This is a genomic window from Vibrio sp. ZF57 (genome assembly GCF_001691235.1).
In the GTDB taxonomy this organism is placed as follows: domain Bacteria; phylum Pseudomonadota; class Gammaproteobacteria; order Enterobacterales; family Vibrionaceae; genus Vibrio; species Vibrio crassostreae_C.
Genome location: NZ_MAKD01000056.1, coordinates 1 through 12,065 on the forward strand (window position 1 = coordinate 1; position 12,065 = coordinate 12,065).

A 12,065-nucleotide genomic window follows, 5' to 3' on the forward strand; every position below is an offset into this window, starting at 1 on the left:
CATGGATGTTCGGCCTTTTTCTATAACAAGATCAATTACTTTTGATGTTCAGGGTCATCGTCTAATGCGTGACTCGGTAAAGCATTCCAAACCGCCTTAACTAACGTTGCCAACGGGATAGCAAAGAACACGCCCCAGAATCCCCACAGTCCACCAAACACTAACACGGCAACAATAATGGCCACTGGGTGCAGGTTCACCGCTTCAGAGAAAAGAACAGGAACGAGCACGTTACCATCTAGCGCTTGGATAATACCGTAAGCGAGAAGCAACCAGTAAAACTGAGGCTCTAATCCCCACTGGAACAGGCCTACAATCGCCACAGGAACAGTCACAGCTGCCGCGCCGATATAAGGGATCAGTACCGAGAAGCCAACCGCGACAGCCAACAAGACTGAATAACGCAGATCCAGAATCGCAAAGGTTACGTAGCTGACACCACCAACAATTAAAATCTCTAAGACTTTACCGCGAATGTAGTTCGAGATTTGCTGGTTCATCTCTTCCCATACTTTGGTCGCTAAACGACGATTTCGAGGAAGTACACCGCTCGCCATTCTGATCATCTCTTCTTTGTCTTTTAACAAGAAGAAAATAAGCAGTGGTACAAGAATCAAGTAAACCGCTAAGGTCGCTAAGCTCACAAGAGAAGCAAGAGAACCTTTGACAACACTTTCACCAAAACCTAACGCTTTGTTCTTGGCGTTAGACATAATGGACTCAACGATCTGCAGGTTAGCTAATTCTGGATAGCGTTCAGGAATCGTCGCAATGAAGTTTTGCAAGCTGCCATACATGCTTGGGATATCATTAATTAGATTGCCCACTTGTTGCCAAATGGTTGGTACCAAGCCAAAGATCGCAAGTAGCATCACGCTAAAGAACATCATGATCACCAACATCACCGAAGGCGTTCTTGGAACACCGAGTCTTTGAAGTTGGGTAACAGGCCACTCAAGCAAATAAGCCAACACAATCGCAACCAAGAGTGGTGCAATTAGGTGACCAAAGAAGTAGATCGTAATAAAGCCGAAGAGAATGATGGCAACCAAACTGACAGCATGGGGATCAGAGAAACGTCGTTTATACCAACGATTGACCATTTCAAGCATCTGACTGCAATTCCTTTTTAGTGACGAGGAGATGATGGTAATTAGAGCAAACCTCAGTGATGACGTCATAGGCTTGCTTAGACAAATAAGTAACAATATCTTTCATCGAACTGTTATCAGACACATAAATTGACAATGACTGCCCTACTTCTAACTTTACACTGTGACGCTTGGCTAATAATAGCGCCATTGGACAGCGCTCTTGGCGTAAATCTAGAATATTAGGTGTCATTCTTGAGCTCGATGCTTATTATAAGGGTCGTATTGTAATCTGTTTTTGAAAACGCGCCATCATTCATTCATCCTCCTTCATGATAGCGCACGCACTTGGCAAAGGTTAAATCAGATAAAGAACCAATTTCCATTGCACTTGTCTTACTGTCAGAAGAAACGGAGTATTACTGACTAATATGTTTAAACGCGCTCGCTCAATTGCTTGCTTATGCATCGCAGCTACATTAAGCACCCCAACTATGGCGAATACCAATAGTTTGGAGCTACCAGATATCGGTACCGCTGCTGGCGGCACACTCACTATCGACCAAGAGCTTATCTATGGTGATGCCTACATGCGCATCATCAGAAGTAGCCAGCCTATCGTAAACGACCCAGTTCTAAATCTATATATTGATACTCTTGGCCATCGTCTGGTCGCGAACGCAAATGATGTAAAGACACCTTTCCAGTTCTTTATGATCCGTGACCGCAACATCAACGCCTTTGCTTTCTTTGGTGGTTATGTTGCTTTGCACTCAGGTCTATTCCTGCATGCACAATCTGAAAGTGAATTAGCTTCTGTATTAGCGCACGAAATCGCGCACGTAACCCAACGTCACTTAGCGCGTAGTATGGAAGACCAAGCGCGCCGCTCTCCAGCAACCATTGCAGCGCTAGCAGCCTCTGTATTACTGGCAATTGCAGCTCCTGAAGCCGGCATTGCAGCCCTAACGGCAACGACTGCGGGTAATATGCAAAGCCAAATCAACTACACCCGTAGTAATGAAAAAGAAGCCGACCGCTTTGGTATCAACACGCTAGCAAAAGCTGGGTTTGATGTGAATGCGATGCCACGTTTCTTTGGCCGTTTAGCTGATGAATATCGCTATGCGAGCACACCACCGCCAATGCTACTGACTCACCCATTACCAGAAGACCGAATTACCGATTCACGTGCTCGTGCTCGTAGTTACCCGCCACTGAAACTGGCTCCCTCTCTGGACTACCACCTAGCAAGAGCCCGCATTGTTGCGCGCTATGCTGGCATTAATAATGATGCTGCTCTTGATTGGTTTGAGCGTCAGCTAAAGAAAGCCCCTAAAGCTTTGGTTCCGTCATTAGAATATGGCCAAGCACTGGTTTACCTAGACTCTAAAAAATTAGACAAAGCAGAGCCCATCCTGAACAAGCTGATTAACAGCGATCCAACCAACCTGTTTTATCTAGATGCTATTTCGGATCTGCACATCGAGAAGAAGCAGCCTGAGATTGCGATTAAAGAACTTAAATCGGCACTGGTTCGTCAACCAAACAACCCGGTTCTGACCATTAACTACGCCAACGCACTGATTGAAAATGAAGATCTTCAAGAAGCGGTTCGCGTATTGCAGCGTTACACGCACGATAACCCGAATGACACCAATGGCTGGCACTTACTTTCAAAAGTAAATACGAGCCTTGGTAATAGCGACGAAGAACTGGCTGCTCGTGCAGAAATTTTGGCACTGCAAGCCAACTGGAACAAAGCGATTCAGTACTACACGCAAGCAAGCCAAATCGCAGAATTAGGAAGCCTAAAACAAGCACGCTACGACGCTCGAATTGATCAGCTAATGATTCAACGAGAGCGCTTCTTGTCGCTACAATAGAGTGTTTACTGGTAACAGCTCGTTACCAGAATAAAAAGAAAGCTCAACGTTACACAAAAAAGAAGTCACCCCTGGTGGCTTCAGCTAAACAACTAAATCAAAAATAATAATGAGGAAGAACCATGTCTGTCGTGATTTATCATAACCCACGCTGCTCAAAGAGCCGTCAAACTCTAGAAGTGCTTCAGGAAAACGGCGTACAGCCAGAGGTCATCAAATACCTGGAGACTCCGTTAACAGTTGAACAGCTGAAAGTACTGTTCACTCAGCTTGGTTTTGACAGTGTTCGCGACATGATGCGCACCAAAGAAGCGGACTACAAAGAAGCAAACCTTGGCGATGCTTCAGTTACTGATGAAGATCTTTTCGCCGCGATGGCAACCAATCCAAAACTGTTTGAGCGCCCAGTCGTTGTCGCGAACAACAAAGCAAAAATTGGTCGTCCACCAGAGCAAGTGCTAGAGATTCTGTAATCCAATATGAGCATTAACATTCTTGTTCTTTATTACAGTCGCCACGGCAACACACAAGCTCTAGCAAGGCAGATTGCACGAGGGGTTGAATCCATCCCGAACTGCGAAGCTATGCTAAGGACGGTGAACGACGTGTACACAGTAGAAGAGCAGCCTGATTCGCGTTATCAACCAACCGATCCTATTGCCTCGTTACAAGAACTTCGATCTTGTGATGGTTTGGCGCTAGGCAGTCCGGTTTGGTTTGGTAACATGGCCGGGCCAATGAAGCACTTTTGGGATAGCACGACATCAATGTGGATCAATGGTGATCTCATCGATAAGCCAGGTTGTGTATTTACCTCTTCTTCATCATTGCATGGTGGTCAAGAGACAACACAACAAAGCATGATGTTGCCCCTGCTTCATCACGGCATGTTAGTCGTGGGCATCCCCTACTCAGAACCGGCGCTGCACACCACTCAAACTGGTGGTACGCCTTATGGTGCAAGCAGTACTGGAGAGAGCGCTTCACTTAGCAAAGAAGAGATTGAGTTGGCGCAAAACCTAGGTAAACGCCTAGCGCGCATCGCAATAAATCAGAAGGGAATTTCTCAATGATGTATATGCCAGAGAAGGCTATGTCTCCCAAAACCAAGCTATTTCGCTACCTTGCTTTAGCGGGCAACTTGTCGCTTTTATTCTGGGTGGTGGCTTGGCAGATGACGCTTTCACCGCACCCTCATCTCAGTAATGTCACACTGGCGATTGCTTGGGCTATCCCGCTGTTATTGCCATTACCGGGCATTTTAGCAGGAAAACCTTATACGCACGCATGGGCAAATTTCGTCTTGATGCTCTATTTCCTACACGCATTAACTATCTTGTATGTAGACGATGGTGAACGTTTATTAGCGGCTGTAGAACTGCTTCTGACGACTCTAGGTTTCGCGGGCAATATCTTATTTACTCGCTTTAGAGCCAAAGAGTTAGGCATCAAGTTGAAGCGTCTTTCTGAAGTAGAAAAGAGAGAGAAAGCTAAGTTCGAGCAATAATATTGAGCCCATGCTTTTAAACTGACCGCTTACAAACAAAAAGCCCTGCGAGATTGCTCTTGCAGGGCTTTTTTCAAGTTTTCATTTCAATCAGTCATGTCAGCTGACAATTATGAGCGAACCCACTCGTATACCAAGCTTGGCTTAGCATGTACTGGCGCAGTGATGGTTAGATCTTCTGTACTAGAATCCTCTAACGTTGCGTCAGGCGTATTCGTTAGCTCAGCATCCTCAGATATCTCGTTGCCCTTAATCACTTGTACGCCTGAGTCAGTTTCGTCACCAACGACTTCAGCAGCGTCTGTTGAATCATCACCTACAGACATTGTGTTGTCTTGAGTTTCAAATTCAGGGCTCACTTCAGGCTCAATGTAAGATTCTTCAACCTTCGCGACTTGTCGAATACTTGCTACTTCTTGCTCAAACTCTTGTTGAGTCGACAATAAGTGAATTCGGAAAGTGACTTCGTTGTTCTGAATCTTCAGAATATCTAGGCTTGCCACCGAGTTTAGACGCTTAAGTGCGTTCTCTAACTGGAAGAAGTCTTGAGCATTATTCAGGCTAATAAACTGCGTTAAAATCGATTCTGATGACTCACTCGCTACCGTCACAGCACTTTTTCCTGCGTAGTAGTTACTGATTTGGTCAACTAACTTCTTAGAAGTCGTGTCGCTGTTACCCGATAGTGAACCACTTACAGGCGATGTTGGTGCACTCGTCAATTGACTTGGCTTTTGATCGTATAGAGCCCAACGTAGGCCTGAAGATTGAGCCTTTATCACCAACACAGCATCAACAGGATAACGCTGACTCGCTTTACTGATTGGCGTAACAAAGCTACCCCACAAATCAGAAGTCGCAATACCCGTAATATCGTCAAAGTCACCCACAGGCAGCGTTAGAGGCAAGCCACGCTCTTTTGCGTTAGCTTGTAAGCTAGCTGCTAACTGTGAGTTAGAGTGTTCCCACACGATATTCTTGTCGTAGTTGTCCTCTTCCACCAGCCAAACAAGGATGTTTGAACGCGTGTCAGGCCAGTACGGTAACTGTGCTTGAGTCAATAGCGAACGGATTTGAGCACCGTTAAAACGCATACGCAATGTTGAGTGGTCATTGCTTTCACCAAAACTCATTTGAGACATGTACTGCGAACTCTTGCGCATCGCCTTTTGAATCGTCTCATTCGAAGCGACATCAGTTTGGCCGGTCGCACGTATCAATACCTGCTCCATACCTGTATTTCTTGCCACTTGTTCTGGCTGTTTGTCTTCAGCGTTAATCGCAACTTCAGCACTAAAAATATCTACTTGAGTTAAGGCATAACTCGGAGAGGCTAATAGTCCCATCAACAACAATGCTATGTAGCGCATACTGATCCTAATATTCAAATCTTGTGCCTAGATGATAAGCAACTATGGATTGAGGGGCAAGGTCGATAGCGCCCACTGTGTTTAATAACCACAAAATATCACCTGGCCATGATAAATCGCTCACTTATAAACTGAATTTCTAGGGCTTAGATGGATATAAAACATCATTAAGATAAATAAATTTGATCTATTTGGTGTAGCAATCGATTGCTAAGTGATAGAATCCCGCGAATTTTATTTTTCGCTTTTCATATAACGACCATTTTAAGGACATAACATGAAAAATGCTCTGCAAGGTGCGCAAATGCTGTTTGTAGCATTTGGTGCGCTTGTACTCGTGCCGCTACTAACAGGACTTGACCCCAACGTTGCACTCTTTGGCGCAGGTATCGGTACCCTTTTATTCCAACTTATTACACGCCGTTCAGTGCCAATCTTCTTAGCGTCTTCTTTCGCATTCATCGCGCCTATCATGTTTGGTATTCAAACATGGGGCGTTGGCGCAACCATGGGTGGCCTAATGGCGGCAGGTGTTGTGTATGTATTGATGGGTGCATTGATTAAAGTAAGAGGCGTTGGCTTCATTCATAAGCTACTTCCACCCGTCGTGGTTGGCCCTGTAATCATGGTTATCGGTTTAGGTCTTGCGCCTGTTGCGGTAAACATGGCGCTTGGTAAGACTGGCGACGGCGCAGTTCAGCTCGTTGATGCAGACGCAGCACTGTGGATCTCTTCGATTTCACTGCTAGTAACGATTGTCATCAGTGTATTCTCGAAAGGCTTCCTAAAACTGCTGCCTATCTTTGGTGGTATTGTTGCGGGTTACATCACTAGCTTGGTATACGGCGCGGTAGACTTCACACCAGTGGCTCAAGCGTCTTGGTTGGCACTACCGAACTTCACTGCACCTGAGTTCAACATCAACGCTATCTTCTTCATGGTATTTGTTGCGATTGCACCTGCCGTTGAGCACGTTGGCGACATGCTTGCGATCTCTAACGTAACCGGCAAAGACTACCTTAAGAAGCCAGGCCTGCACCGCACAATCACAGGCGATGGCGTGGCAACAATCGCAGCTTCTATGCTGGGCGCGCCACCAAACACTACTTACAGTGAAGTAACAGGCGCAGTAATGCTGACGAAAGCATTCAATCCAGTAATCATGACTTGGGCTGCTGTTACTGCCATCGTTCTTGCATTAGTTGGTAAGCTAGGCGCACTACTTCAAACGATTCCGGTTCCAGTAATGGGCGGCATCATGATTCTACTGTTTGGCTCTATCGCAACCGTTGGTCTTAACACGCTAATCAAAAACAATGTTGACCTACACAAATCACGTAACCTTGTGATTGTGGGCATTACTTTAGTCTTTGGTATTGGCGGCATGGCCTTTGGTATCGGTGACTTTAGCCTACAGGGCGTAAGCTTGTGCGGTATCGTTGCGATTCTACTTAACCTAGTACTTCCAGAAGAGCTAGGTGACAACACTGTGGTAGATAAAGCTCAAATCGATTAATGAGTCGGTAAGGCTAGATTCCAAAGAATCACAACCTAACAAGATCAAAAAAGGGAGAGCATCGAATGCTCTCCCTTTTTATTAATACGGTTAATTCAGCGAGTTAAGGAACTGTTTAGAGTCACTTAAGCTGAAACCGAATTACTTAGTACCGAAGATCTTATCGCCAGCATCGCCAAGACCAGGAACAATGTAGCCCTTGTCGTTTAGCTTCTCATCGATTGCAGCCGTGTAAAGCTCAACATCTGGGTGCGCTTTTTCTAGAGCAGCGATACCTTCAGGAGCAGCAACAAGCACAAGAATCTTAAAGTGCTTACAACCTTTCTCTTTCATCAGGTCGATAGTCGCGATCATAGAACCACCTGTCGCAAGCATTGGGTCTACCACTAGAGCAATACGCTCATCGATGTTAGATGCAAGCTTGTTGAAGTATGGTACTGGCTCAAGTGTTTCTTCGTCACGGTAGATACCAACAACGCTGATACGTGCACTTGGGATGTGCTCAAGAACGCCGTCCATCATGCCTAGACCAGCACGTAGGATTGGCACTACCGTTACTTTTTTACCTTTAATTTGGTCAACTTCTACTGGACCGTTCCAACCGTTAATCGTCACACGCTCAGTTTCAAAGTCTGATGTCGCTTCGTATGTTAGAAGGCTACCCACTTCTGTCGCTAGCTCACGAAAACGCTTAGTGCTAATCTCACCTTCACGCATCAGGCCAATTTTATGTTTTACTAGCGGGTGTTTCACTTCAACAACTTTCATTTCCAACTCCGGCAATATTTAAACAAACCTGTAGATTATACACGAACTCTAAGGTTATTTCAGAATCTTTATTCTAATAAAAAAAACCGCGCAAACGTTTGCTCTTCATATTCAAGCCCTGTTAGAATAGCGCCGTTTTCACATCCAACTTAAGTTCGAGGACTATCCCGTGAGTGGTAATACTTCTTCTCTAAGCTACAAAGACGCTGGTGTTGATATCGACGCAGGTAATGCACTAGTAGACCGTATTAAAGGTGCTGTTAAACGCACTCGTCGCCCTGAAGTAATGGGCGGTATTGGTGGCTTTGGCGCCCTATGTGAACTTCCAACGAAATACAAAGAGCCAGTACTTGTTTCAGGTACTGATGGTGTTGGTACTAAACTTCGCCTTGCTTTGGATCTGAAAAAACACGACACCATTGGTATCGACCTAGTGGCAATGTGTGTGAACGACTTAATCGTTCAAGGTGGTGAACCGCTATTCTTCCTAGACTACTACGCAACAGGTAAGCTAGATGTAGATACAGCAGCAGACGTTGTTTCTGGTATTGCTGAAGGCTGTGTTCAAGCTGGCTGTGCACTAATCGGTGGTGAAACTGCTGAAATGCCAGGCATGTACGAAGGCGACGACTACGATGTAGCTGGCTTCTGTGTTGGTGTTGTAGAAAAAGCGGACATCATTGACGGCACTAAAGTAGCAGCAGGCGACGCACTTATCGCTGTTGGCTCAAGTGGTCCACACTCAAACGGTTACTCTTTAATTCGTAAAGTCCTAGAAGTTTCTGGTGCTGATAAGAGTGAAGAACTAGAAGGTCGCACTATCGGTGAGCACCTACTAGAACCAACTAAGATTTACATCAAATCGGCACTTAAGATGATTGCAGAGCATGACATTCATGCTATCTCACACATCACAGGTGGTGGTTTCTGGGAAAACATCCCACGCGTACTTCCTGAAGGTACTAAAGCAGTCATTGATGGCAAGAGCTGGGAATGGCCTGCTATCTTCAACTGGCTACAAGAGAAAGGTAACGTGGAGACATTCGAAATGTACCGCACTTTCAACTGTGGTGTAGGCCTAGTTGTTGCTCTACCTAAAGATCAAGCAGACGCTGCTGTTGAACTACTGAAAGCTGAAGGCGAAAACGCTTGGGTTATCGGTGAGATCGCAAACGCTGAAGCTGGCGAAGAGCAAGTTGAAATTAAATAAGTGATACGCTCACTTACTTAGTTAATCAATGAGGACCTAATGGTCCTCATTTTGCTATTTAGCCCGCAGAAAACCTTAGTTTATGTAGGTACATTGTAAACAATTCAGTTAATCAATCGTATGACCCACTCTATGAAAAACAATCACTCAAATAAAACCAGTCACTCTCAGAAAAACATCGTTGTGTTAGTTTCAGGAAGCGGAAGTAACTTACAGGCTATTTTAGATGCCTGCGATAGCGATATGATTGATGCATCGGTTAAAGCTGTCTTCTCAAACAAAGCAGAGGCTTTTGGATTAGAACGAGCGAAAACCGCAGGTGTTGACGCTCATTCAGTGAATCCAAAAGACTTTGGTTCACGTGAAGAGTTTGACCATGAATTGATGGTTCAGATCGATGCTTACCAGCCAGATTTAATCGTACTCGCTGGCTACATGCGAATCCTGAGTTCAGAGTTTGTTCGTCACTATGCAGGGAAAATGGTCAACATCCACCCTTCTCTGTTGCCGAAATACCCAGGCCTACACACCCACCAGCGTGCCATTGATGCGCAAGACAAAGAACACGGTACTAGCGTCCACTTTGTTACCGAGGAGCTCGATGGCGGCCCTGTGATCTTGCAAGCTAAGGTGCCGGTATTTGAAGATGATGATGCTGATATGTTGGCAAGCCGAGTGCTGACTCAAGAACACTGCATTTACCCTATGGTCTGCAAGTGGTTCGCGGAAGACCGTTTATCAATGGTCAATGGACAGGCTGTGTTAGACGGTAAAGCATTAGGTAAACACGGTTACGCAGAAGAGTAATTCGTCAAACGACTCTCAGACAACAAATTGCTGAAAAACAAAAAGGCCGCTTACTGACTGGTTAGTGCAGTAAGCGGCCTTCGTTTGTTCGGGTTCAAGCAATACGATCTACAGCATTAGCTTAATGGCTCTGTCGGTGCTTGGCTCGCTACCTTTTTCGGCGCATAAGCAACATCTTCTAACGCTTGATGGTTGTTGCCAATCAGCTCACCAAAATGAAACAGTGCGTATTCGCCCGGCTTCATTCTAAACCACTGTTCATTGTCCGTAAGAGGTTGAGTTGCTACCACCGTCACCACATCATTTGGCGTAGTCTCTTCTTGGAAGTTTATCTCAACATCTTCATCAATCAGGCTCGCTTTACCAAAAGGTGCGCGCCTTGTTATCCAGTACAAATGGTTAGTACAGTAAGTCATCACGTACTCACCATCACTCAACAACATGTTGAAAACGCCTTTCTCTCGGAGCTGGTCACAACATTCCGCTACGAAGCGAAACATACCTTCCATATCTTGAGGTGGCTCAGGGAAACGCTCTTCAAGTTGTTTGAGTAGCCAACAGAAGGAGAGCTCACTGTCTGTCTCGCCAACCGGTCTGAAACGACCACTAATCAGATCGTCGTAATCCGTTAATTGACCATTGTGAGCAAAGGTCCAGTATCGCCCCCAAAGCTCACGAGTAAAAGGGTGTGTATTCTCTAGATTAACACCACCACGGTTCGCTTGACGGATATGACTGACAACGGCTTGGCTTTTAATTGGGTAGTTTTGAACCAACTCAGCGATCTTAGATTCACAGCTAGGGTTAGGATCTTTAAATGTACGAAAACCCTTTCCCTCATAGAAGGTAATACCCCAGCCATCGCGGTGCGGGCCAGTATTGCCTCCACGCTGCATAAGACCAGTAAAGCTAAAACAAATATCAGTTGGCACATTCGCGCTCATACCGAGCAATTCACACATGGTTTAATCTACTCCCTATTAAAACCAATGGAGCCACAAACCTGGGTTCCAAATGTCTGTAAAACTACTATTCCATCTCTTTTTCAACAAGCTGAATCACAATATGAATGATCTTAATGTGAATCTCTTGGATGCGATCTGCGTAACCAAAGTGTGGCACTCGGATTTCGATATCAGCACAACCCGCCATTTTACCGCCATCTTTACCCGTCAATGCAATCGTCTTCATGCCTTTAGCTTGAGCAGTTTCAATCGCTTTTAGAATATTGACAGAGTTACCTGAAGTCGACAGACCAAACAACACATCACCTTTACGACCTACCGCTTCTACATAACGAGAAAATACGTGGTCGTAGCCAAAATCATTACTCACACAAGACAGGTGGCTTGGATCTGAAATCGCAATGCCAGCGTAACCTGGACGGTTTTCACGGTATCGGCCTGTTAGCTCTTCCGCGAAGTGCATCGCATCACAGTGTGAGCCACCGTTACCACAAGAAAGCACTTTGCCTTCTTGTTTGAATGAGTCAGCAATCAGTTTTGCAGCCGCTTCAATTTGAGCAATGTTGTGATCATCACTCAAGAACTTATTCAGAACGTCAGCAGCTTCGTTTAATTCACTTTTGATTAGGTCTTGGTACATAAGGCTTATCTCTTATTTTTTTGACGTAACTTAAAGTACGCGAAATGAGAACTGAGGGTTTTCCCCTCTTTATAACTGAGTTTACCCACAAACATGAAATAGTGTCGACACTTAAGCCCAAAGATTGCAACCTTTATTAGGGTCTCACTGCCGATCCGTCCAAATATTCGCCACCAACCTCTCACAATTAGAACTTTAACTCTATTGAGATCACTTTTTATTCACTTTGGAGTTTTACAAATATTTAATATTTTGTTTACACTTAACTGGTTAGACCTCTTACCTAAAACTTAATAACAATAAGT

Annotated in this window: 13 protein-coding genes; 7 read left to right on the forward strand and 6 right to left on the reverse strand. The window is 45.0% G+C overall.

What is annotated here, in order from left to right; all coding sequences use genetic code 11:
* Window positions 1–35: 35 nt before the first annotated feature.
* Both A6D97_RS05710 and A6D97_RS05715 read right to left on the reverse strand, forming a co-directional pair.
* Entirely contained in the window at window positions 36–1,112 is a 1,077-nt protein-coding gene (locus tag A6D97_RS05710) for an AI-2E family transporter (RefSeq protein WP_017063383.1), read from the reverse strand.
* Window positions 1,105–1,344, reverse strand: a complete 240-nt coding sequence (locus tag A6D97_RS05715) for a sulfurtransferase TusA family protein (protein WP_017060709.1) — start codon at window positions 1,342–1,344, stop codon at window positions 1,105–1,107. The genes A6D97_RS05710 and A6D97_RS05715 overlap by 8 nt, the downstream gene beginning before the upstream one ends.
* Before the next feature lie 178 nt (window positions 1,345–1,522).
* Between A6D97_RS05715 and A6D97_RS05720 the strand changes: the two genes are divergently transcribed.
* The 4 genes from A6D97_RS05720 to A6D97_RS05735 all read left to right on the forward strand — a co-directional run bounded on the left by A6D97_RS05720 (window position 1,523) and on the right by A6D97_RS05735 (window position 4,484).
* The gene (locus A6D97_RS05720) at window positions 1,523–2,977 is read left to right on the forward strand and encodes a M48 family metallopeptidase (protein WP_017060710.1); all 1,455 of its coding nucleotides are present in this window, start codon (window positions 1,523–1,525) and stop codon (window positions 2,975–2,977) included.
* Window positions 2,978–3,099: 122 nt separating this feature from the next.
* Entirely contained in the window at window positions 3,100–3,450 is a 351-nt protein-coding gene (gene arsC, locus A6D97_RS05725) for an arsenate reductase (glutaredoxin) (protein WP_017060711.1), read from the forward strand.
* Window positions 3,451–3,456: 6 nt separating this feature from the next.
* Window positions 3,457–4,050 (forward strand): NAD(P)H:quinone oxidoreductase, encoded by a 594-nt coding sequence (gene wrbA / locus A6D97_RS05730; RefSeq protein ID WP_017060712.1) that lies wholly within the window; start codon window positions 3,457–3,459, stop codon window positions 4,048–4,050.
* A complete protein-coding gene (locus tag A6D97_RS05735; protein ID WP_017060713.1) occupies window positions 4,047–4,484 on the forward strand; it encodes a DUF2069 domain-containing protein in 438 nt (145 codons plus the stop codon). Before wrbA ends, A6D97_RS05735 begins: the two co-directional genes overlap by 4 nt.
* 110 nt (window positions 4,485–4,594) lie before the next feature.
* On the opposite strand, the gene A6D97_RS05740 is transcribed toward A6D97_RS05735, so the two are convergent.
* Entirely contained in the window at window positions 4,595–5,854 is a 1,260-nt protein-coding gene (locus tag A6D97_RS05740) for a DUF2066 domain-containing protein (RefSeq protein ID WP_065583984.1), read from the reverse strand.
* A 277-nt stretch (window positions 5,855–6,131) separates the two neighbouring features.
* On the opposite strand from A6D97_RS05740, the gene A6D97_RS05745 reads away from it, so the two are divergent.
* On the forward strand, window positions 6,132–7,370 hold the full coding sequence (locus A6D97_RS05745; RefSeq protein WP_065583985.1) for a uracil-xanthine permease family protein: 1,239 nt from the start codon (window positions 6,132–6,134) through the stop codon (window positions 7,368–7,370).
* A 141-nt stretch (window positions 7,371–7,511) separates the two neighbouring features.
* On the opposite strand, the gene upp is transcribed toward A6D97_RS05745, so the two are convergent.
* Window positions 7,512–8,138: a uracil phosphoribosyltransferase gene (gene upp / locus A6D97_RS05750; protein ID WP_017060716.1), complete on the reverse strand. Its 627-nt coding sequence runs from the start codon at window positions 8,136–8,138 to the stop codon at window positions 7,512–7,514.
* Window positions 8,139–8,307: 169 nt separating this feature from the next.
* On the opposite strand from upp, the gene purM reads away from it, so the two are divergent.
* A complete protein-coding gene (gene purM, locus A6D97_RS05755) occupies window positions 8,308–9,348 on the forward strand; it encodes a phosphoribosylformylglycinamidine cyclo-ligase (protein WP_008222945.1) in 1,041 nt (346 codons plus the stop codon).
* A gap of 132 nt (window positions 9,349–9,480) precedes the next feature.
* Window positions 9,481–10,155 (forward strand): phosphoribosylglycinamide formyltransferase, encoded by a 675-nt coding sequence (purN, locus tag A6D97_RS05760; protein ID WP_017060717.1) that lies wholly within the window; start codon window positions 9,481–9,483, stop codon window positions 10,153–10,155.
* Window positions 10,156–10,271: 116 nt separating this feature from the next.
* On the opposite strand, the gene A6D97_RS05765 is transcribed toward purN, so the two are convergent.
* On the reverse strand, window positions 10,272–11,117 hold the full coding sequence (locus A6D97_RS05765) for a class II glutamine amidotransferase (RefSeq protein WP_065583986.1): 846 nt from the start codon (window positions 11,115–11,117) through the stop codon (window positions 10,272–10,274).
* A gap of 67 nt (window positions 11,118–11,184) precedes the next feature.
* On the reverse strand, window positions 11,185–11,760 hold the full coding sequence (lpcA, locus tag A6D97_RS05770; protein ID WP_065583987.1) for a D-sedoheptulose 7-phosphate isomerase: 576 nt from the start codon (window positions 11,758–11,760) through the stop codon (window positions 11,185–11,187).
* Window positions 11,761–12,065: the final 305 nt, after the last annotated feature.